This is a genomic window from Thalassospira sp. CH_XMU1420-2, from assembly GCF_037029325.1.
GTDB classification, from domain to species: Bacteria; Pseudomonadota; Alphaproteobacteria; order Rhodospirillales; family Thalassospiraceae; genus Thalassospira; species Thalassospira povalilytica.
Window position 1 is genome coordinate 27,261 of the sequence record NZ_JAYMEG010000006.1, and the last position, 21,996, is coordinate 49,256.

The 21,996-nt window shown below is 55.3% G+C and carries 17 protein-coding genes; 4 read left to right on the plus strand and 13 right to left on the minus strand.

Going from position 1 to position 21,996, the window contains the following annotated elements; genetic code table 11:
* Positions 1 to 262 precede the first annotated feature (262 nt).
* On the plus strand, positions 263 to 1,027 hold the full coding sequence (locus tag WA429_RS17070; protein WP_287466297.1) for an MOSC domain-containing protein: 765 nt from the start codon (positions 263 to 265) through the stop codon (positions 1,025 to 1,027).
* Between the two features lie 94 nt (positions 1,028 to 1,121).
* On the opposite strand, the gene WA429_RS17075 is transcribed toward WA429_RS17070, so the two are convergent.
* The 11 genes from WA429_RS17075 to WA429_RS17125 form a co-directional block, all read right to left on the minus strand.
* The gene (locus WA429_RS17075) at positions 1,122 to 2,711 is read right to left on the minus strand and encodes a type IV secretory system conjugative DNA transfer family protein (protein WP_287466296.1); all 1,590 of its coding nucleotides are present in this window, start codon (positions 2,709 to 2,711) and stop codon (positions 1,122 to 1,124) included.
* Positions 2,712 to 2,976: 265 nt separating this feature from the next.
* On the minus strand, positions 2,977 to 3,756 hold the full coding sequence (locus WA429_RS17080) for a DUF4167 domain-containing protein (RefSeq protein ID WP_068519670.1): 780 nt from the start codon (positions 3,754 to 3,756) through the stop codon (positions 2,977 to 2,979).
* Positions 3,757 to 4,048: 292 nt separating this feature from the next.
* Positions 4,049 to 4,939 carry a peptide chain release factor N(5)-glutamine methyltransferase gene (gene prmC, locus WA429_RS17085; RefSeq protein WP_068519669.1) on the minus strand — a complete coding sequence of 297 codons (891 nt, stop codon included), beginning with the start codon at positions 4,937 to 4,939 and terminating at the stop codon, positions 4,049 to 4,051.
* A 2-nt stretch (positions 4,940 to 4,941) separates the two neighbouring features.
* Complete coding sequence (gene prfA / locus WA429_RS17090; protein WP_068519668.1) at positions 4,942 to 6,024, minus strand: peptide chain release factor 1; 1,083 nt, start codon at positions 6,022 to 6,024, stop codon at positions 4,942 to 4,944.
* A complete protein-coding gene (gene hemA / locus WA429_RS17095; protein WP_068519667.1) occupies positions 6,021 to 7,367 on the minus strand; it encodes a glutamyl-tRNA reductase in 1,347 nt (448 codons plus the stop codon). Before hemA ends, prfA begins: the two co-directional genes overlap by 4 nt.
* Before the next feature lie 7 nt (positions 7,368 to 7,374).
* Positions 7,375 to 8,616, minus strand: coding sequence for a histidine--tRNA ligase (gene hisS / locus WA429_RS17100; protein WP_068519666.1), 1,242 nt, complete (start codon positions 8,614 to 8,616; stop codon positions 7,375 to 7,377).
* A 128-nt stretch (positions 8,617 to 8,744) separates the two neighbouring features.
* The gene (gene ispG / locus WA429_RS17105; protein ID WP_068519665.1) at positions 8,745 to 9,869 is read right to left on the minus strand and encodes a flavodoxin-dependent (E)-4-hydroxy-3-methylbut-2-enyl-diphosphate synthase; all 1,125 of its coding nucleotides are present in this window, start codon (positions 9,867 to 9,869) and stop codon (positions 8,745 to 8,747) included.
* A gap of 179 nt (positions 9,870 to 10,048) precedes the next feature.
* Entirely contained in the window at positions 10,049 to 11,236 is a 1,188-nt protein-coding gene (locus WA429_RS17110) for a helix-turn-helix domain-containing protein (RefSeq protein WP_287466295.1), read from the minus strand.
* 169 nt (positions 11,237 to 11,405) lie between these two features.
* Positions 11,406 to 13,688, minus strand: a complete 2,283-nt coding sequence (gene ptsP, locus WA429_RS17115; RefSeq protein ID WP_068519663.1) for a phosphoenolpyruvate--protein phosphotransferase — start codon at positions 13,686 to 13,688, stop codon at positions 11,406 to 11,408.
* 5 nt (positions 13,689 to 13,693) lie between these two features.
* On the minus strand, positions 13,694 to 14,722 hold the full coding sequence (locus WA429_RS17120) for an NAD(P)H-dependent flavin oxidoreductase (RefSeq protein WP_068519739.1): 1,029 nt from the start codon (positions 14,720 to 14,722) through the stop codon (positions 13,694 to 13,696).
* Positions 14,723 to 14,874: 152 nt separating this feature from the next.
* Positions 14,875 to 16,095 carry an aspartate kinase gene (locus WA429_RS17125; protein WP_068519662.1) on the minus strand — a complete coding sequence of 407 codons (1,221 nt, stop codon included), beginning with the start codon at positions 16,093 to 16,095 and terminating at the stop codon, positions 14,875 to 14,877.
* 428 nt (positions 16,096 to 16,523) lie between these two features.
* Here WA429_RS17125 and ubiG point away from each other — a divergent pair, with 428 nt between their 5' ends.
* Positions 16,524 to 17,288 carry a bifunctional 2-polyprenyl-6-hydroxyphenol methylase/3-demethylubiquinol 3-O-methyltransferase UbiG gene (gene ubiG / locus WA429_RS17130; protein WP_068519661.1) on the plus strand — a complete coding sequence of 255 codons (765 nt, stop codon included), beginning with the start codon at positions 16,524 to 16,526 and terminating at the stop codon, positions 17,286 to 17,288.
* Positions 17,289 to 17,326: 38 nt separating this feature from the next.
* Here the strand turns inward: ubiG and WA429_RS17135 are convergent, their stop codons facing one another.
* Together WA429_RS17135 and WA429_RS17140 are read right to left on the minus strand one after the other, a co-directional pair.
* The gene (locus WA429_RS17135) at positions 17,327 to 18,724 is read right to left on the minus strand and encodes a sensor domain-containing diguanylate cyclase (protein WP_287466294.1); all 1,398 of its coding nucleotides are present in this window, start codon (positions 18,722 to 18,724) and stop codon (positions 17,327 to 17,329) included.
* Positions 18,725 to 19,010: 286 nt separating this feature from the next.
* Positions 19,011 to 19,448, minus strand: coding sequence for a DUF1178 family protein (locus WA429_RS17140; protein WP_101245820.1), 438 nt, complete (start codon positions 19,446 to 19,448; stop codon positions 19,011 to 19,013).
* Between the two features lie 113 nt (positions 19,449 to 19,561).
* Between WA429_RS17140 and WA429_RS17145 the strand changes: the two genes are divergently transcribed.
* Positions 19,562 to 20,101 (plus strand): class I SAM-dependent methyltransferase, encoded by a 540-nt coding sequence (locus WA429_RS17145; protein WP_101245819.1) that lies wholly within the window; start codon positions 19,562 to 19,564, stop codon positions 20,099 to 20,101.
* Between the two features lie 375 nt (positions 20,102 to 20,476).
* On the plus strand, positions 20,477 to 21,970 hold the full coding sequence (locus tag WA429_RS17150) for an alkaline phosphatase (protein WP_068519657.1): 1,494 nt from the start codon (positions 20,477 to 20,479) through the stop codon (positions 21,968 to 21,970).
* Positions 21,971 to 21,996 lie beyond the last annotated feature (26 nt).

Consider the following 21,996-nt stretch of genomic DNA (forward strand, 5'->3'; position numbering starts at 1 on the left):
TATAGATTATTTCAACAGCGACAACATTGATATGTCTCAGTCTAGCCTGTTTGCAACCATATACCCCTACAAAAGTTGCAAGAATTATTTGTGCGCCGCAACACGGAATTCTGTCATTATTCCAGAGACGCCCGGACTGCCCTGAAACATGTATGAATGTTGGGGTTGCTCTTGGCAAAACAACGAATTAACGTCACCGTTTACGGCATGTATTCCGCCCCGAACCGATACCATGCCAAAGCGCCATACAGGAAGACACACCATGACGGTCGAGCTCAAAGCCATCAAACGATACCCGGTCAAGGGAATGCGCGGCATCGATATGCCAGACGCCAAAATCACGGCGCATAAAATGCTTGCCGATGATCGCCGGTTTGTCGTCGCCACCCAGTCATCGCTGGGACAAGACGGTGTGCGGGAGTGGGCGCGCAAAAGCAACTTCCTGCAACTGGTCAACACCCCCAAGCTGGCCGAACTTGGCACCGAATATGATCAGGACACCGCGACATTGACGGTTTTGCGAAATGGCCGGGCAATCTGCAAGGGCAAGCTTGACGATGCCATGGGCCGCACCGTGATTGAGGATTTTCTCAAGGCGTTTCTGAAAAACGATGTCGCTGGCACGCCGAAAATCTATTCCGCACCTGAAACCCAATTTGGCGATATGCGCGAACCCTATATTTCGGTTCTCAATCTGGCATCCATCCGCGATTTCGCCACCCGTATCGTCCAGGGCGAAGTCGATCCGATGCGGTTCCGTGGCAATTTGCTGATTGACGGACTTGATCCGTGGAAAGAACTGGAATGGGAAGAAGGCCAGATCATCAAGATCAATGGTGGATCATTCCGGGTCATTCACCCGATCACCCGGTGCAAGGCAACAAGTGTCAATCCAGACACCGCCGTTTCCGACATCAATGTGCCCCTGATGCTGCGCAAGGGTGTGAACCATCTTTATATGGGTGTCTATGTTGAGGCCCTTGACGATGTGACCATCACCCCGGGTGATGCGATCACGATCAACTGATCAAAACATTCCCGAAATTTCGATCCTGCCGGTGGTTCACCCAAAACCGGCAGGATGTCGTTCATAGATGATCGCCGCCCCCCGAATAGCGTTTCTAGCTTTCCGGATTGAATGTCGGGGCGTGAACAGCCATGCCGGCAAACATTTCATCATGATGCCAGTCAAGTCGCCAGGCCCGGATCGGTGGGCATCCCTTGCGAAACAGGATTTGTTCTTCCTTCGGGAACCGTGCGACTTCGGCTGATCTGAGGATCGGCTGGTTGTCTTGCGGGCGCAAATGCACCGGGCGTGTGGTATCGGCCCCGCCACCGGTATCGTCAAAGCGTGACATCGCCGTCAGCCCCGACACCCAGTCAAGGTTGAACGCCCCTTCCTGGCTAAGCACCGAAATGGCATCAACCCGCCCGACAACGTTTTCCCAGTTCAGGCACACATCCATCAGGCCGCTGACACCGCTAAATCCGGGCCAGACCACCATGCCATCACCATATCCGCCGCCAAGAAGCCGTTCAAACAACGGCATGCGCCCGACCCGTTCCACCCCGTCCAGCAGAATCAGGAATTCTGGGTCCCCCGACTTCCAGCCGCGCTGATTGATCAGGTTCATTATCCCGGCCAGCATCACACGGCTGAAGGAAGGCTGAACATCCGGGGTTTCCCCGGCCAGTTGCCCGATGACAAAAATCGAAACGCCGCCCGATACGATATCATCGATGGTGAAGCTGCTGCTGCTGACCAGGCGCGAGATTTGCGGATGATCGAATTCCGCCGTCGCATTGCGGCAGGCCTCGATGATCTTCATGCGCTGATCTTCGGTCATATCCAGGATATTCAGGGCGACTTCGGAAATCCGCCCATCGGCGGATTCAATTCCCATCAATTCTTCAAGGATCTTGTAGAACCGGTGAGAAGGCATGATCAGGTTGCGGCGGACTTCGCCCAAATTCCTGTTTTCCTTAAGACTTTTCTGAATGGTATGAACGATGAATCCCTGCAACAGTGTGCGCGCAGTTCGCACTTCCTGTTCGTCAAGTTCCTGGACAAACATCGGCGCCAACAGGGTATCGGCGATCAGCCCGGTATCGGTAATCAACCCTTCGCCCTGCTGACGGATAAAATCAAACGGATTGAATTGATGGGTTTCAGCCCCGCTTTGTCCGTGCGGATCCAGCACGATCAGCTTCTGGCCCATTTTTGCACGGCGATCATGAACCGCCCGATAGATGCTGCCGACCCGTTCATAGACAAACAGATTGCCGGTATGAAGCAACGCATTGGGTTCGGCTGAGGACCGGTAATATTCGTCAGGTGACGTGGCAAAGGTGATGACACGTTTCAAACCCGACGCCCCGACCAGGCGTTTTTCATCCCCCCAGCGCCCCAGAACAAGTGGCGGATTGTTTTCAAGAAGCTTGCGGGCCGTCAGGTCTTCGCGCTTGGCCCATTGTCCTTCGGCCTTGATTTTGGCCTGCTGGGCCGGTGACAGGGTTTTCTTGGACTTCGAAGAAGCCGGTCGCGACCGGTTGATGGCAATCACAATCAGCGGCAGGAACATCGGGATGATAAAACATACCCCGCCAAGCAGGGCCAGTTCATAGTCACCATTAAACAAACCAAGGGCGATGACCATCCCGCCAAGTGCCCATAACAGCACCATGATGACCCGAAACAGACCTGTTCCCATCAACCACTCCCCGACTATGCGCGCCTTTCGGTGGTCACCACCTGTGTTCTTTGACCGGCAGTAACCTTACGGAATTATTTGTGATTTTTATAAATTGATACCAATAATAATCTCAGGTTGCACGATATATTCCGATATATTGTTTTACAGTTACACCGCGTTAAACAGCCACCCGGGACCGGAAATTCCATCGGAAACGACAACACCCCTGCAAGTCATTGACTTACAGGGGTGTTTGTCATGTTGAGATGATGTGACCGTCAGATCAGGCCGAAACCGGTTCCGTACCTTCGTCGGAAGAAACGGCTTCTTCGTCATCACGGCCTGCCGCACGGCTGCGCCCGCGACGTGCTGTCGGATGGCGGCCACGGGTGCGGGCGGTGCCGCTTGCGGCACGGCGCGGTTTCTTTTCGGTTTCGTCACCCTGCTCTGCCGTTTCGGCATCAGCCGGGGTGTCGTCCCCAGCGGCATCTGCTGCTGCGGGCTTGTCGGACGCATCGGCATCGTCGGTTTTGCGCGGGCGACCGCGACCGGTTGCACGACCATCGGTCCGACGGGTGCGGGTTGCGCGTTTCGGCTTGTCGTCACCATCGTCGCTTGCGGCAGTTTCGGTGTTTTCACCAGCCGAACCGTCTGCATCCGCCGGGGTTGCAACACTGTCGTTGGACGCGTTTTCCGCGTTTTCGGTGTTGTCGCCCTGCTGGTCGTCGCCCTGGTTTGACTGGGCGTCGTTGCGGTCGTCACGGTTGCCACGGTTGTTGCGCTGACGATTGTTTTCGCCACGTTCTTCGCGACGCTGGTTTTCCCACTCCTGTGCCGCCTGAAGAATGCGGTGGTAGTGTTCAGCGTGCTGATAGAAGTTTTCCGCAAGAACCGGATCGTCAGTGCAATCCTTGGCAAGCGAAACGTATTTTTCGTAGACCTGCTGGGCGTTGCCGCGAACACGGCCGTCCGGCCCATTGCTGTCAAAATTCTGGAATTTTGGATTTACTGGACGTTTGTTAGACTGTTGCCGTCCGCGCGGACGTTTATTGTTATTTCTCATATCAACATGACTTTGGTGTTGAAGAACAATCCGGTGGCATCAAAGGCCCCGGAACCACTCCGTCTGAAAAACATATTTCCCGCTAAACAGCACCGGTCAAAACGGCACCTACACAAACCTGCCGGGATCCATCAATGGAACGGAGATTGTTAACTGTTTACTGGGGAACACGGCGCTCTCATAAGCGCGTCGGGCACCCGGCCCGTTAAAACCAACCTATATGGCTTGATCTGTTATTCCAACTGTTTTTTTCACTGCCAATCGCTTTTTTTACATCACAGGGACGCAAAACTCAGATTACGCAACGACCAACAGAACAGCGCGTTTTCTTTGCCGCGACACAGCGCACAATACCGCCAAGGTCTTCGCGATATTCCACCCCGACAAAACCGGCTTCGACCAGCAACTGGCCAACGTCTTTTTCCTGACCGCGGCCGATCTCGAAAATCACGAAGCCACCCGGCTTTGCCAGATCAAAGGCAACCTGCGACAGCACCCGATAGGCCGCCAGCCCGTCCCCTTCATCGGTCAGGGCAATGCGCGGATCAAATTTCTGAACTTCCGGTGACAGTGTTTCCATCTCGTCCCGGGTGATATAGGGCGGGTTGGACATCACAAGATCAAACCCGTCCGCACGTTCGCGATCATCAAGGGCACTATCCCAATCCGAGACCCGGAATTCCACCTGCCCGTCCAGATCAAGGGCGCGGGCATTTTCCCGTGCACAGGCAACCGCACCTTCGCTGATATCAAGACCGATACCGCTTGATCCGGGCAGATCACCAATGGTCGAAAGCAACAAACACCCGGTGCCGGTACCAAAATCGACAATGCGCGGCGCATCATTGTCTTCAAGGAAATCAATCGCCCATTCAACAAGGGTTTCGCTATCGGGGCGCGGTTCAAGCGTTTCGGGGGCCAGCTTGAAAGTATGACGCCAGAAATCGCGTTCACCCAAAATCCGCCCGACCGGTTCATGGCCGCTGCGCCGCGCAATCATGTCACGAAACAGTGCTTCCTTGTCAGCCGCGACTTCGTCTTCGGGCCATGCCGAAATCCGCCCTCCATCAACACCGGCCGCACGTGCAAGCAAGATGCGCACATCCATCCGGGCATTTTCAATGCCCGCCTCATTCAGGGCGGCGACCCCTTCTGCCATCAATGTGCCGAGTGTTGCGGACATGCTTACCCTTCGATCTCGGCCAGTTTCTGTGCCTGTTCTTCGGCAATCAGGGCATCGATCATTTCATCGACGGCCGGGCCACCGGCAATGAAATCATCCAGACGATACAGGGTCAGGTTGATGCGGTGATCCGATACACGCCCCTGCGGGAAGTTATAGGTGCGGATACGCTCGGAACGATCGCCTGAACCGACCTGCGATTTACGGTCAGCTGCACGCGCGCTGTCCTTGCTTTCACGTTCCTGATCATACAGGCGCGAAAGCAGCATCTTCATCGCCTTTTCCTTGTTCTTGTGCTGGGACTTTGCTTCCTGGCTGGCGGCGACAACACCGGTCGGGATATGGGTGATGCGCACCGCACTATCGGTTGTGTTGACGTGCTGACCACCGGCCCCTTGCGAACGGTATGTATCAATACGCAGATCCTTGGGATCAATGCGGATATCGACTTCTTCGGCCTCGGGCAGCACCGCAACGGTTGCCGCAGACGTATGAATGCGGCCGCCGCCTTCTGTCACCGGGACACGCTGCACACGGTGCACGCCACTTTCAAATTTCAGACGCGCAAACACGTCCGTGCCCGACACGTTGACGATGACTTCCTTGTAACCGCCAAGGTCGTTTTCGCTGGCATCCATCTGTTCGAACTTCCAGCCGCGGCCTTCGGCGTAACGCTGATACATGCGATACAGATCGGCGGCAAACAGGGCGGCTTCCTCGCCGCCGGTGCCGGCACGAATTTCAAGAATGGCGTTTTTGGTATCTGCGCTGTCCTTGGGGATCAGCATCAGCTTCATCTGGCGTTCGGCTTCGGGCAGTTTTTCAAGAATTTCGTATTTCTCGGTTTCTGCCATTTCACGCATGTCGCGATCGCCGGACGGGTCAGCCAGGATTTCTTCGGCTTCTTCAAGGTCGCTCAATAGGCGTTTATAGGCCTCGATCGCCTCGACCACCGGGGCCAGTTCGGCATGTTCGCGCGACATTTTGGCAAAGCCTTCGCCATCAAGCTCGCCGCTTGAAAGAAGCGCGTTGAGTTCGTCAAACCGGCGCACAACACCATCAAGTTTACCAAGGTCGAGACTCACTCTTCATTCTCCTGCTTCGGATCGGTCGGGCTTTTTGCCGTGTCGACCGGTTTGTCTTCAAGTTCAAACAGGCGCGCCAACAATTTCTGGGCCTTGACCCATTCCACGGTGCCAACACCGTCTGTTGTCGTCGCCAAATCTTTCAGGGCCTGGGTCGGTGCATGCAAAAGACGATTGACCAGAAGTCTGGTTGCCTTTTCCGCATCCCCGTGGCTTTCACGCAGTGCATCTTCGCGGACGGCCTCGAACCGTTTGCGCAAATCGGCAATGGCCGGAACAGCCGCCCGTTGCGCACGATCCCGGACGAAACCGTCAAGCTCGGTTTCAATCAGCGCCCAGGCTTCGTCTGCCTTTTCCTCGCGCCCGCCGCGTCCTTCGGCAGCGATCTTTTCCAGATCCTCGATCCGGTAAAAGAACACTTCGTCAATTTCATCGACCTGCGGATCGATATCGCCCGGAACGGCGGTATCAATCATCAGAACCGGTCGGAACCGGCGGCGTTTGACCGCGGCAAGCGCGCGGTCCTTGTCAATCATGTATCGCCGTGACCCACCGGCGGTCAGAACCAGATCCGCCTCGGCCAGAAGCCGGTCCAGATCGTCCATTTCCGACCAATGGCAATCAAGCCGCCTGGCCACCAGCCGCGCCCGGGCCGTCAGGCGATCGGTCACCAGAATGCGTCCGATGCCCCGTTCGGCAAGCGATGCGGCAATCAGTTCGCCCATATCCCCGGCCCCGGCAACAAGCAAGGTACAATCCTTAAGATCACCATGCAGGTCACGGGCAACCGACTGGGCCGCTGCGGCAATCGAAACCGCGCCCTGTCCGATACCGGTCTGGCTTCGGACCTTTTTGGCGATCGCATAGGCGGTCTGATAAACCTGTTCCAGTTCGCGCCCGACCAGATCATGCTTGCGCGCGATGCGATGCGCATCCTTGACCTGACCAAAGACTTCGGGTTCGCCAATCACCAGACTGTCAAGCGATGCAGCGACCGCAAACATGTGGCGAAGCGCATCCCGGCCTGCGCGGATATAAAGTTCGGTTGCCAGCTGATCACGATCAATATCAGCCCAAAGCGACATCAGATCGATCAGACGTTCGCGACCGCGCTCGGCCTCAGACGCCAGCAAATGGATTTCGGTGCGGTTACAGGTCGAAACCACCACGGCCTGCCCCAGACGGGCCTGCTCGATCGCGGCCAGAAACTGTGGCAGGCGGGCTTCTTCGATGAACAGACGGTCGCGGGTATCCTCGCTTGAGCGCCGATGATTGGTGCCGATCACCATCAGGCGATCAAGCGGCCAGTCTCCGGCATCCTCATGCGTTGGTCCGTCTGTCACGCTGTTCTCACTTTTTGCCGATCACATCAGCAAGCTGATCAAGTGCGACTTCCTGTTGCTCGCCACTGTCAAGATCGCGCAACTGGGCGACACCTTTGGCCAGTTCGTCATCACCAAGGATCACGGCCCGGCTGGCATTTGCCTTGTCCGCGCGCTTAAGACGCTTTTTCATATTGCCTGAATAGCCAAGCTCGACAGCTACACCGGCTTCGCGCAAAGTCTGGGCCAGACTTCTGCATTTGGCTTCGGCCGCATCCCCCATCGGGATCAGGGCCACCGGTCGCGCACCGGCCGGGGCTTCGCCCACCATAAGGGCAAGACGTTCCACACCAGCCGCCCAGCCAACACCGGCGGTCTGCGGACCACCCATCGTTGAAATCAGGCCGTCATAACGGCCACCGGCCATCACGGTGCCCTGTGCGCCAAGGGTGTTGGTGGTGAACTCGAAACAGGTATGGCAATAGTAATCCAGACCACGCACCAGACGCGGGTTCAGCTGATAGCTGATGCCGATATCCCCCAGACCTTCGGTCAGGCCCTTGAAGAATTCCTTGCTGTGATCATTCAGATATTCCGAAAACAGCGGCGCATTGGCCACCAGTTCGCGGTCGCCTTCATCCTTGGAGTCAAGAATACGCAGCGGGTTCTTTTCCAGACGCGCGCGGCTGTCTTCTGACAGCTTGTCAAAATGGCCCTTGAAGTAATCGACCAGCACATCGCGATAAGCCGCACGGCTTTCCGGATCGCCAAGGGTATTGAGTTCAAGCGTGATGTCATCCCAAAGGCCAAGGCGTTTAAGGATATGTGCGCCATACCCGATCATTTCGATGTCGCCTGCGACCTGTTCAACGCCAAGAAGTTCAGCACCGATCTGGTGGAACTGGCGCTGGCGGCCTTTTTGCGGACGTTCATACCGGAACATCGGGCCATAATAGCTGACCTTGACCGGGGACATCTGCTGCATGCCATTGGAAATATAGGCACGCGCAATACCCGCGGTTCCTTCGGGGCGCAGCGTGATCTGTTCGCCGCCGCGATCTTCGAACGTATACATTTCCTTGGTCACGACATCGGATGTATCGCCAAGGGTTCTGGCAAAGACTTCGGTAAATTCGAAGATCGGCGTGGTCATCCGGTGGTAGCCATACAACTCGCCGATTTCGCGTGCAGTATTCGCGATATAATCCTGCAGACGGTTCTGTTCCGGCAGAAGGTCGTGCGTGCCACGGACGGGTTGAAGCGATGCCACTTTGGGTCTCCGATCTAACTTGAATTCCAGATATTTGCGCGAAAATCCGAGCTGCACAAATTCATGTGAACATGAAAATAGCTTTCCGCCGGTGCGGCGGAAAGCCAAAATTGATCAATACAGCGTTGCTATTCCGCTGCGGTTTGTTTTGCTGCTTCTTCGGCTTCGATCTTGGCAGCCCGTTCTTCGACCAGTTCGACGATATGGTCGACCATCTTTTCGGTGCTGATATTGTGATCGGGACGGCCGGAAATATACATCTTGTGATTTCCGCCACCACCCCCGGTCAGACCGATATCGGTTTCGCGGGCTTCGCCCGGGCCATTGACGATACAGCCGATAATCGACAGGGAAATCGGGGTCGAGATATGGGCAAGACGCTTTTCAAGTTCTGCCACGGTTTCAACCACGTTAAAGCCCTGACGCGCACAGGACGGACAGGAAATGATCTGAACACCGCGGGTCCGAAGGCCAAGCGATTTCAGAATATCAAACCCGACATGGATTTCCTCGACCGGGTCAGCCGACAGCGACACACGAAGCGTATCACCAATGCCAGCCCACAGAAGGTTGCCCATACCGATCGACGATTTTACCGTGCCCCCGCGCAGACCACCGGCCTCGGTAATGCCAAGATGCAGCGGATAATCGCATGCTTCGGCCAAACCGTAATAGGCGGCAACCGCAAGGAACACGTCCGATGCCTTTACCGAAATCTTGAATTCGCGGAAATCCTGATCTTCAAGGATCTTGGCATGGTTAAGCGCACTTTCGACCATCGCCTCCGGGCAAGGTTCGCCGTACCGTTCCAGAAGCTCCTTTTCGAGCGACCCGGCATTTACGCCGATGCGCATCGAACAGCCATGATCCTTGGCCGCCTTGACGACTTCGCGTACGCGGTCGGTTGATCCGATATTGCCCGGATTGATGCGCAGACATGCAGCACCGGCTTCGGCGGCCTCGATCGCGCGTTTGTAATGGAAATGAATGTCGGCAACGATCGGGACATGCACCTGTTTGATGATGTCTTTCAGGGCTGCGGTTGATTCCTGATCGGGGCAGGAAACACGCACAATATCCGCACCCGCTTCTTCCAGACGATGGATCTGCGCAACTGTCGCGTTCACATCGGTGGTCAGGGTATTGGTCATCGACTGCACCGAGATCGGCGCGTCTCCACCAACTTCCACATTACCAACACGGATTTTGCGGCTTTGGCGGCGTTCAATATCGCGATATGGGCGGACGCTCATTTCGTGTTCCAGAATGTTCAAGATGTCTTGGGGGTGTATATAGCTTATCAGGCACAGATTAGAAACCGTTGCCTGACAGATTTTCAGCCAGATTTTGCATATCTGACACGAAAAAGGCGACCCGTCGGGTCGCCTTCGTCATCAGATCACAGTTCCGTGCCAGTTCGATGGCAGAAAAGTTACTGTGCAGTCGGCTGATCGGCCTGTGTCAGATCATCGACATCAAGCGAAAAGTCCGAAATCACCGCACCGTAATCGCCGACCGGCTTGGCGTCCGCACCGTCGATGCTATAGGTCAGCGCACCGGCATTGCCGACTTCAAGTTTAAGGCCATCACGATTCGGCACCTTATAGGTATCGCCTGCCGTCAGCATACGGGTCAGAAGCACATTGCCATCTGACTCGCGGATGCGGACCCAGCTGGTCTCAACCGCCGAAATCGTGACACGGCTGTCAACATTGACCGCCCCGAACACACGGGCACCGCCCGCTTCTTCGACTTCCGGTGCCGCAGGAACCGACGCAACTTCCGCTGCGGGTGCCGCCGGTGCCGATGTCGATGCCGAAGCAGAAGGTTGCTGTTCAGCCGGCGCAGGCGTCGCCGCAGGCGCCGTTTCAGGCGTGGCTGCGGCTTCTTCGGTCACAACCGGTGCCGGCGCATCAGATGCGCCGGTTGCCTCGGTTGCTTCTGCAACTTCGGCGGCCGGTGCCGATTGCGGTTCCGCGACCGGTTCTTCTGTCGCGGTTGCAGTTTCCTGTGACGGCACGACCGGGGTGACTGGCGCATCAGATGCGTCATTCGCCGCCGTTTCCGGGGTTACCGGTGCTGTTGCAGGAACATCGGCCTCGGCGGCTTGTGCCTCGGCTGCGTTTTCAAGATTACGCGGTTCAGCCGGCTCAACCGGCTTTGCCGAATAGCTTGCCAGGCGTTCGGGCAACGGATCAACCAGATCAGCAATGGTTTTGCCCTGGCTCGACAGATAGTACCATCCGCCATAAGCACCAAGACCCAGCATCACGGCAATCAGCAGCACCGCCCCACCGGGCACACGGCTTTCCTGAACCGGTTTCGGGAATGACAATTCGCTGCGAACCGCAGGCGCATTGCTTTCCTCGCGGAAACGACGGGTCATTTCTGCCCCGTCCAATCCAAGATGTTCGGCATATGCCTTTACAAAGCCAAGACCATAGGGACCATTCGGCAAGATCGAATAGTCGCTGTTTTCAATGGCTTCGATATAGATTTTGCGAATACGGAGCATACGGCAAACGTCTTCGACTGATTGCCCCAATCCGGTACGGGTCGCCTTAAGCAGGCTTCCGACATCGGCACTTCCACCGCCGAACTGATTATTCTCTGCGTCCATCACAACATCATTCGATGGCTGGTCCCCGGATAAAGGCCTGAAACGCAGGCGTTCACGGGACTCATCACCCAAATGATCTTCCTTTCGCTTTTTGATCGCCAACTCCGCACCCCCACGTTACGATCTAGCAATAAAAAATAGCAGATACCCCCACCAAAAGCGATGTTTTTTAAAGTTTTACACCATGATCTATTGCGAAAGCCTTAAGACGCGAACGCAGAGATCTGGTGGAACTGTCCATTATCGTCAGGACATATCTTTCAACTTCAGCCTTGCACATGCTTCTGACCATTTCCTTCACAGGACCGACAGATGCAGGCGCCATTGACAATCGTTTGATTCCCAAACCGATGAGAGCCATCGCTTCGAGCGGCCGCCCCGCCATTTCACCACAAATGGTCAGGCGGACATTCCGCTGGTCACACAATGTCACCAATTGCCGCATAAATGCAAATACACTCGGTGACAGGGTATCATACCGTCCTTCGATCCGCGGGTTACCGCGATCGGCAGCAAACATGAACTGCAAAAGATCGTTGGTCCCAACCGACAGGAAATCCACCCGGTCAAGCAATGTCGGGGCCTGCCAGATCAGGGCGGGCACTTCGAGCATTGCGCCAACTTCGACCTTGCGCGGCACAAATCCGCGTTCGGCTTCACGTTTAAGCTGCTGATCCAGAAGCTGCTTGGCCTGATCAAACTCGGCCACTTCTGCGATCATCGGGAACATGACATACAGATCCCGGTCATGACCGGCCCGGATCAGGGCGCGCAACTGATGCACAAGCACTGCTGGGCGATCCAGGGTGATGCGGATCGACCGCCACCCCATTGCCGGGTTTTCTTCTGTCATGTCCTCCCAATAGGGTAACAACTTGTCACCCCCGACATCAAGGGTCCGAAACACAACAGGACGCCCGTCCGCCTGTTCGAAAATCCGGTCGTAAAGACGCGTCTGGTCGGTGATATCGGGCATGGCCGATCGCACCATGAACGGAATTTCCGTCCGGTACAGGCCAATACCATCCGCACCGCTTTCCACCACATGGGGGACATCGATCAAAAGACCGGCATTCACATTAAGCGAAATATCCGCACCATCGGTGGTGCGTGCCGGCATGTCGCGCATCTGGGCATAAAGCGCCTTGCGTTCCGCCCGGGCCTTAAGGGCGCCGTCAATTACGGCGCGCACATCTTCGGTCGGGCGGACAAACAGCTGGGTATTGTCAGCATCAACAATCAGCGGATCACCGGCCTCGACCTTGTCGAGAACCCCTTTGACCCCGCCCAGAACCGGAATATCAAGCGCACGGGCAACGATCGCCACGTGCGAGGTATGCGACCCTTCCTCAAGCGCCAGACCGCGCAACCGGGTATGATCATAATCAAGTAGTTCGGCCGGACCGATATTGCGCGCAACCAGAATAATATCATCAGGCAGATCGCCAAATGCCGGGGACTGATATTGCCCGGAAAGATGCTGCAACAACCGGTTGGCCAGATCTTCGAGATCATGAAGGCGTTCGCGCAAATACGGGTCGGAGACCTGCGCCATGCGCGCACGCGTATCGTCATGGACCTTTTGCACCGCGGCTTCTGCGGTAAGGCCGGTATGGACCGCCTCGGTGATGCGGTTAAGCCATCCGGTATCCTGGGCAATCATCCGATAGGCTTCAAGAATATCGCCCGGATCGTCGGCCTCGTTCAGGCCATCAATACCCGATACTGCTTCGAGCATCTTGTCGAGATGGTTCTGAAGCCCGTGCATCGCTTCGCGCAGACGCGTCAATTCTTCTTCCGGGTCTTCGGACACCATGCGATCAATGACGATGCGCGGTTCATGAAGAACGGCAAGCCCCTTGCCGATCCCGGGTGCCAGACGCGCCCCGCCCAGACGCAGCGGCAATAATGCAATCCCATCAGCCGGAAGCAGTTCTTCACGGCTGACCAGTTCGCCACCGGCGACCATTTCGGCCAGCACCATGGCTACGTTTTCAAGTGCTTCCTGTTCGTCTTCGGAATAAAGGCGTTCGGTACGGTTCTGGACGGCCAGAACCCCGATGATGCGGCCACCGCGCAAAATCGGCACACCGATCATGGAATGATAGATTTCCTCGCCGGTTTCCGGGCGATAGGCAAAGTTCGGGTGCTTTTGCGCATCCTTGAGATTAAGCGGACGGGCATGGGCGGCAACAAAACCGACAATGCCCTCGCCAACGCGCAGGCGGGTCATGTGGACCGCCTCTTTGGACAGACCACATGTCGCGAACAGTTCAAGCACTTCGCCCGCGCGCATGACATATACCGAGCACACCTCTGCCACCATATCAGCAGCAATGATGGTTACGATCTGTCCCAGACGCTCTTCCGCAGTCCCCGGCCCAGCCATAACGTCACGGACGCGCTTTAAAAGGCGTCGCGGACCAGAGACTGCGGCGGAGGGAATGCTCATTTGGCTTAGTCGTCTCTCTTAATCAGGGAATGAACGGCCTGTTCGACCAACTCTTGCAGAATTTCGGTAACCGGTTGTTCTTTCTTTACCATACCAACCGACTGCCCTGCCATAACCGATCCACTTTCGACGTCACCATCGATCACGGCGCGGCGCAATGCCCCGGCCCAGAAATGTTCGATTTCAAGCTGGGCGGCACCCTGATCGAGTTCGCCTGAACGGAATTTCTCAATGACCTTGCGCTGGGTTTCGCGGAATTCCTCGGTTCCCTTGTTGGCAAGGGCACGGACCGGAATAACCGGGAAACGGTCATCAAGCTGCACGGTGGTGACAGCATCACGCGCGCTTGCGCGAATGAAGGCCTTCTTGAAATCGGGATGGGCAATGCATTCTTCGGCACACACCAGACGAGTCCCGATTTGCACACCCGCCGCCCCCTGTTCAAGCAGACCGGTAATTGCTTCGCCACGTCCAATACCACCGGCACAGAAAACCGGAATGTCGGAAATGTTTGGCAGAATTTCCTGAACCAGAACGGTCAGCGACACCGGGCCGATATGGCCACCGGCCTCACTGCCTTCGATCACCAGCGCATCGGCACCCGAACGGATCAGCTTCTTGGCCAGAACCAGCGCCGGGGCAAAACAGACAACCTTGGCGAATTCCTTGGCCTGCTTGATCGAGTTTGACGACGGCAACCCACCAGCCAGAACCACATGACCGACATTATGTTCACGGCAAACTTCGATCAGATCATCAAGCTGCGGATGCATGGTGATCAGATTGACGCCGAACGGCTTTTTGGTCATTTCCTTGGTCGCGGCAATTTCGGCCGACAGCAAATCCGGGGTCATGGAGCCACAGGCAATTACACCAAAACCGCCCGCATTTGAGACCGCCGAAACCAGATGACGTTCAGACACCCACGACATTGCGCCAGCCATGATGGCATAATCGGTTCCAAGGAATTCCTTGCCCGCTGCCCACAGTTTTTCAAGGCGCGCGTGTGCTGCGTCGAATTTCGGATCACTCATATTTTCTGTACCCCAAAGCAGAAATGCAGGAGACCGATTGATCCCCTGCCATTTCATCACAAATGGCCGAAACACATCGTTGCGACCAGTATGTAGTATTACACGTAATTTAACAGTGGCTTAATCGCGCAAAAGCGATCGGACTGTCGAAATTATTCGTCATCAAGACCATAAGCAGTGTGCAGGGCACGAACTGCAAGTTCGGTATATTCCTCGGCGATCAGAACGCTGACCTTGATTTCCGAGGTGGAGATGACCTGAATGTTGATGCCCTTTTCAGCAAGGGTTTCAAACATTTTGCGCGCGACACCGACATGCGAGCGCATGCCGACACCAATGATCGATACCTTGGTAACATCCGAAGTGCTCAGAAGTTCCTGATAGGCGATCTTGTCCTTGTTTTTTTCGATGACCTGAAGCGCACGCTGGAATTCACCCCGCGGAACGGTAAAGGTCATGTCCGTGCTTTTGCCGTCTTCAGAGACGTTCTGCACGATCATATCGACATTGATATTCGCATCAGCCAGCGGGCTGAAAATAGAAGCGGCAATACCCGGCTTATCAGCGACTTTAACCAAGGTGATCTTGGCTTCGTCACGACTATAGGCAATTCCGCTGACGACTTCCTGTTCCACGATTTCGTCCTCGTCTACAACAAGTGTTCCTTCTGCTTCGCTAAAGGTCGAGCGGACCTGTACCCGGACGCGATGGTTCATGGCCATCTCGACAGAACGGGTTTGCAGGACCTTCGCACCCAGCGAAGCCAGTTCCAGCATTTCTTCGTAGGTAATCTTTTCGATCTTCTTGGCCTTGGGCACGATGCGCGGATCGGTGGTGTAAACCCCTTCAACATCGGTATAGATGTCGCAACGATCCGCATTCAGTGCCGCCGCAAGCGCCACAGCAGACGTATCCGACCCGCCACGCCCGAGCGTGGTGATCCGGTTGTCCGGTGCGATCCCCTGGAACCCGGCCACACAAACGACTTCGCCGCCATTCATGCGCTTGTCGAGTTCGGTGGTGTCGATTTCCTTGATACGGGCCTTGGCATGTGCGCCGTCGGTCTTGATCGGAATCTGCCATCCAAGCCAGGAACGCGCAGGCACATCCATGCTTTGCAGCGCCATGGCCAGAAGCCCGACGGTAACCTGCTCACCCGACGATACGATGACATCATATTCGCGTGCATCATACATCGGCGAGACTTCCTGCGCCCAACCGACCAGTTCATTGGTCTTGCCAGACATGGCAGAGACGACCACAGCAACCTGATTGCCAGCGTCCACCTCGGCCTTGACCCGACGTGCTACGTTTTTGATTTTATCAACATCAGCGACCGAAGTGCCGCCAAATTTCATGACAATACGGGCCATGAAGTATCCCCGCTATGCTCTCCGTCCATCGGCGATCCGAACGAGACGGTATGTGATCCGGTTCCCTGGCAGGGATGCAATGCCATCGTATCGGCGCGTCCCCTGTTTCGGGCGGCGTTATCAATACTTCCATAATCATCGCGAAACAAGCATCAACGCAGCCGATAAATTGCGTCGGAGCAATTTTTATAAGCCAAATATGTCCCGAATGGCTCCGCGCATGCAAATTCAGTGAAATATCGTGCGAAATTTACCCAAAAACCCTGACGATCCATACCGGCAATGCAGATCACCTCAGACATGGTTTTGATGCCCGATCGGCGACGATGGCCGCGCGCATTTGTCAGCTGAGTATTGCCTTGCCGATCAGGCCCGCGTAAACAGGGCACAGAACACATATACTGATGTCACGCCTTTGGAGCCACGCCATGTCGGACGCATCCGCCAAAACCAGCCGCACCGCCAATGCCGAGGAAATCGCGCGTTTTTCCGCGATGGCAGAAAAATGGTGGGATCCGAATGGCGTGATGAAACCGCTGCACCGCTTCAACCCGGTGCGCTTGCAGCTTTTGCGGGACAATATCTGTGCCCATGTCGGACGTGACCCCGCACAGATCGAACCTCTTAAAGATATCGAAATCATCGATATCGGCTGTGGTGCGGGCCTGTTGTCAGAGCCGCTGGCACGGATGGGGGCCAAAATGACCTCGATCGATGCTGCGGAAAACAACATCGAAGTCGCCAAGGTTCATGCAGCACAGTCCGGTCTTGAAATCGACTATCGTTGCTGCACGCCGGAAATGCTGGCCGATGAAGGCAAACAGTTTGATATCGTGCTCAATATGGAAGTCATCGAACATGTCGATGATCCGCAATTCTTCATGCAGGCCTGTGCATCGGTTCTCAAACCGGGCGGACTGATGTTTGTTGCGACCCTTAACCGCACCATCAAGTCACTGGCACTGGCCAAGATCGGCGCTGAATATGTTCTGCGCTGGCTGCCGGCTGGCACTCATGACTGGCGCAAATTCGTCAAACCGTCGGAAATGTCGGGCTACCTGCGTGGTGCCGGCCTGGAACTGACCGATATCACCGGTGTTGCCTATAACCCGATCAAGGATACCTGGTATCCCGCCCCGCGCGATCTTGACGTCAATTACATGGTCATCGCCCGCAAGCCCGAGGCGGCCTGAACCCGGGGTCGCCTGAACCCGGGGCCGCGAAACGGCCCCTAACATTGCGAAATCACAAACCGGTTCTTGCCCGACCTTTTGGCTTCGTACAGATCCCGGTCGGCGACCTGCATGACCTTGTCCGTATCGATGCCGTTGCTCGGAACCACGAAACATGCGCCAAGACTGATAGTGATCGACACATGCTGACCGTCGGCAAGTTCAACCTGACATGACCGTGCATTTGACAGCACCCTGGCACACAGGATGTCCGCTGCTTTGCGCTCTTTGACGATTGAGGCAAAGGCAAATTCTTCGCCGCCGATCCTGCCAAACACATCTTCGATGCGGAACTGATCGTCAACCGCACGCGCCAATTGCACCAGCACCTCGTCCCCTACGCCGTGACCGTGCGTATCGTTGACATATTTGAAGTCATCAATATCAAAAATGCCGACCAGCAACGGGTAACTGTTGCGCACACAAAACCCGAACATCTTTTGCAACTGGTCGGTGAAGCTGCGCCTGTTGGGAACGCCGGTCAACGCATCATAATAGGCAAGCTGTTCAAGCTTGATATTGGCTTCGCGAAGCTGACGGGTCTTTTCCTGAACAAGCTTGTTAAGCGAGTCCTTGATTTGCCTGAGCTCCGCATTTCGCCGTTCAAGCTGCTGCGCGTTGAACACTGATTCCGTCACATCATGTTCAATCGCCGCAAAATGGGTAACCTGACCATTTCGCCCAAAAAGCGGCATGATGCTCATATCAAGCCAATATGGCTTTCCGGTTTTGGAATAGTTCAGCAATGTCTCGCGGATATTGGTTTTTTCGTGCAGGGCCCTGGAAATGCGTCGACAGGCTTCGATATCGGTCAGTTGGCCTTGCAATATGCGCGGTGTTTCACCGATGACTTCGTCGCGCGAATATCCTGTCAGCTTTTCGAACGCCTTGTTCACATAGACGATTTTCGGGCCAAACGGTGCCTCTATCGGATCGGCTTCGGTAACGATGACCACATCCCCGGCATGTTCCAGAATATGTTCATAGGAAAACAGGTTCTGCCGGTCGGTAATGTCATTGAAGGAAACAACAATGAAGCCTTTGCCATCGGGCAGATTGGGTTGGCGTTCGACATAGGCATTTACCAGAAACCACCTGACGTCACCGGTTTGCTCATTCACCTTGCCAAAGACTTCGTTGACCATCGTGGTGTTGGTTTTACGCACCCTGTTGACCGGGTATTCGTAAACCATCAACCGCCTGTGCTGTTCGTCAACAAAGTGCCATTGCGGATCGTATGATGTTTTTCCGATCAGATGATCGTAGCTCATTTCCAGCAAATCCATCGCCCGCGGGTTCGCATAGACGATCGATGTATCCCAGTCATGGATCACCACGCCGACGATGGAATTATCAAGAAGGGTCTTCAGATTCAGTTCGTTAAAATCAATCTTCATCTCCCCACACTCTTCTTCAGTCGGTTGAACCGGACACGGTTTATGGTCCGCGCGTGGGAGAGCCGTCTGATCAGATAACGATTTCTGTGATGGCCTTCAGGCCATTCTGGTTTTCAAGCCAATGCCGGGAATACCGAAATTGCGGTGCTTTCGCTTCCCCGAACCTCTCCCTCCGAATAGCTCCAGCCATTCAAATGGGGAGGAACAGAAATCTTTCAATGCAATTGCAGGCAACTTTCGATGATTGCAACTTGCATATCAAGACACCCGTCGGCCTGATGTGCTGTCAGTTCTTTTTCTTGGTGTCATCGCCCCAGGGCAAGGCGTGGACGTCGATGCCTTCTTCGACGAGTTCGACCGTTTCCTTCAGCGATGCCTCACCATAGATGCCGCGTTTTTCAGCTTCGCCGTAATGGATCTTGCGGGCTTCCTCGGCAAATTTGTCACCGACATGCTCGCAATTGGTTTCGACCTGTTTGCGGATTTCGGCAATCGCGGCCTTGGTTGCTTCGGCCACGGCTTTTTGCTGCTGTTTTTCCGCTGCCAGTTCCTTTTGCCGCGATGTGCGCAATCGCGGCGTCATCAGGGCCTTGCCCACATTGGACGTGCCACAGACCGGACAGGACAAATCGCCGCTTGCGGCCTGCATGTCATAGGTCGCGCCGTCCTTGAACCAGCCTTCAAATTCGTGATCATGTTCGCATTTAAGCTGAAAAAGAATCATGATGGTACTTGTGGAAACCGATATGTCGCAGAATTAAGGTATCTGTAATATGGCCTGACCGGGCGCATTCCGCCAGTCACATGCGAAACCTTCAATAAACAAGATTTACAAAAATGTCATCCCAATTGCCATCGGACTGGATCACACAGCATTGCCCTGTGGCAACGCCGGGACATAACCGCGCACTCGACCTTGCCTGCGGCGCCGGACGGCACAGTTTCTGGCTGGCCAAACGGGGATGGGACGTTACGGCAATTGATCGCGATCTTTCGCGTATTGAACAGTCAGGCAACCGGGTGATCAACTGGATCGAGGCTGATCTTGAAACCGGGAACTGGCCCCTTGAAAACCGTCAGTTTGATCTGATTGTCGTCGTCAATTACCTGCATCGTCCGCTGCTTGATCATCTGCGGGCCGCAACAAGCCCGGGCGGCACCCTGATCTATGAGACCTTCATGGTCGGCAATGAACGTTTTGGCCGGCCACGGTCACCGGAATTTCTGCTGCGCCCGGATGAATTGAACAAAACCTTTGCCGACTGGAATATCATCACCACCCAGCAAGGCCCCGTCCGCGACAGCGATACCGGATTACCGGTTTCTGTCAAACAGGCGATCGTTGCGCAAAAGCCGGCTAAGCCTGAAAACGAATGATCGGGCCCGAAGGATCGATCACGGTCGCAAGGTTCGGTCTGGTAAAATCGACATTCAAATGAACAATCGGCTCTTTCGAAACATCATACCAACAAGTCACACATTTGTGGATTTGCCCAAACTGCTGCTTTGTCAATATTATCGTTCAATAACAGCACCTTATGATGTCGACCACACGACCGCACCACACCGGTGAAAACATATCGTCAGACTTTTGAAATCGCGGGAATTGGCGAATTCCGGTTCATCCGAACATTGTAACAGATCAATCATATTTGCTTCACGAAAGCGCCTTTCACAGACACTAGACTCCCGCCGCATTCGCTGTTGGGCAGATAGCAGCGAGCATATTATTCGATAAGGGAGACTATCGAAATGAAACGCCTTCTTGTGGCTTCCGCGCTGGCTGGTGCCATGTGCGCAAACGTTGCCTATGCGGCTGATCAGCTTCCGCAGGCAAACGATTCCTATTTCCTTGCTGCACAGCAGACCCTTCAGCAGAAGCTGATGGAACAGGACAACACCAACCGTGCCAAAAACATCATCCTGTTCGTCGGGGATGGCATGAGCATTCCGACCGTTACCGCGGCCCGTATCTTTGAAGGCCAGAAGCGCGGCGTTGACGGCGAAAGCAACAGCCTGATTTTCGGTCAGTTCCCGAACGTGGCACTGTCGAAAACCTATACCCATGACGCCCAGATCGCTGACTCGGCACCGACCGCATCGGCAATGGTTACCGGTGTTAAGCTCAATAACGGCACCATCGGCGTTTCCAAGGAAGTCGCCCGTCGTGATTGCGAAGCACAGAAAGAACATCCGCTGACCAGCATCGCGGCACAGGCCGAAGAAAAAGGCATGTCGACCGGCTGGATTTCCACCGCCCGCCTGACCCACGCGACCCCGGCTGCGAACTATGTTCATACCGCTGACCGTAACTGGGAAAGCGACAGCGACCTGACCGAAGAAGCAAAGGCAGGCGGCTGCAAGGACATTGCCCTTCAGATGATCGAATGGAAAGAAGGCGGTGACGGGTTTGAAGTTGCCATGGGCGGCGGTCGTCGCATGTTCATGGACAAAACCATGGAAGACCCGGAAGATGCCGGCAAAATGGGCCAGCGTTCCGATGGTCGCGATCTTCCGAAAGAATGGGTAGAAGCCAACGGTGCCGGTGCGCAATACATCTGGAACCAGGAACAATTCAACAAACTTGACCCGGCCAAAACCAAAAAGGTCCTGGGCCTGTTTGACCGTTCGCACATGGAATATGAAGCCGACCGTGCAAAAGATGCGGCTGGCGAACCGTCGCTTGCTGAAATGACCGGCAAGGCGATTGATATTCTCGCGAAAAATGACAAGGGCTTCTTCCTGATGGTCGAAGCAGGTCGTATTGACCACGCCCACCATGCCGGCAATGCCGCACGCGCCCTTGAAGACACCGTCGCGCTGAACGATGCCGTCAAGGAAGCCATGGGCAAGGTCAACCTGAATGACACCCTGATCATTGTCACCGCCGACCACGCGCACACCATGACCATTTCCGGTTATGCAAGCCGCGGCAACCCGATCCTCGGCCTGTCCGAAGAAAAAGGCGATGATGGCAAGCCTTACACCACCCTTGGCTACATGAACGGCCCGGGTGCTCTGAAAGACAACCTTCGTGCCGATCTGACCAATGTTGACACCACCGACATTGACTACCTTCAGCAGGCACTGGTCCCGATGAGCAGCGAAACCCACGCGGGCGACGATGTTGCAATCTTTGCAGCCGGTCCGTGGTCGCACCTGTTCAAGGGTGTGGTTGAACAGAACTTCATCTACCACGTCATGGCGCATGCCTCGAAAATCCAGGAAAGCATGGCTTCGAAATAAGCCATCCGCTGACCACCATCTTTGCC

Bases quoted from the DNA above. Each gene is read 5' to 3' on its own strand.
- prmC (WP_068519669.1), bottom strand. From the start codon at position 4,939: ATGTCCGCAACACTCGGCACATTGATGGCAGAAGGGGTCGCCGCCCTG.
- WA429_RS17070 (WP_287466297.1), top strand. From the start codon at position 263: ATGACGGTCGAGCTCAAAGCCATCAAACGATACCCGGTCAAGGGAATG.
- WA429_RS17135 (WP_287466294.1), bottom strand. From the start codon at position 18,724: ATGAAGATTGATTTTAACGAACTGAATCTGAAGACCCTTCTTGATAAT.
- WA429_RS17075 (WP_287466296.1), bottom strand. From the start codon at position 2,711: ATGGGAACAGGTCTGTTTCGGGTCATCATGGTGCTGTTATGGGCACTT.
- WA429_RS17080 (WP_068519670.1), bottom strand. From the start codon at position 3,756: ATGAGAAATAACAATAAACGTCCGCGCGGACGGCAACAGTCTAACAAA.
- WA429_RS17125 (WP_068519662.1), bottom strand. From the start codon at position 16,095: ATGGCCCGTATTGTCATGAAATTTGGCGGCACTTCGGTCGCTGATGTT.
- ptsP (WP_068519663.1), bottom strand. From the start codon at position 13,688: ATGAGCATTCCCTCCGCCGCAGTCTCTGGTCCGCGACGCCTTTTAAAG.
- WA429_RS17120 (WP_068519739.1), bottom strand. From the start codon at position 14,722: ATGAGTGATCCGAAATTCGACGCAGCACACGCGCGCCTTGAAAAACTG.
- WA429_RS17145 (WP_101245819.1), top strand. From the start codon at position 19,562: ATGTCATCCCAATTGCCATCGGACTGGATCACACAGCATTGCCCTGTG.
- WA429_RS17140 (WP_101245820.1), bottom strand. From the start codon at position 19,448: ATGATTCTTTTTCAGCTTAAATGCGAACATGATCACGAATTTGAAGGC.
- WA429_RS17150 (WP_068519657.1), top strand. From the start codon at position 20,477: ATGAAACGCCTTCTTGTGGCTTCCGCGCTGGCTGGTGCCATGTGCGCA.
- ubiG (WP_068519661.1), top strand. From the start codon at position 16,524: ATGTCGGACGCATCCGCCAAAACCAGCCGCACCGCCAATGCCGAGGAA.
- WA429_RS17110 (WP_287466295.1), bottom strand. From the start codon at position 11,236: ATGGACGCAGAGAATAATCAGTTCGGCGGTGGAAGTGCCGATGTCGGA.
- ispG (WP_068519665.1), bottom strand. From the start codon at position 9,869: ATGAGCGTCCGCCCATATCGCGATATTGAACGCCGCCAAAGCCGCAAA.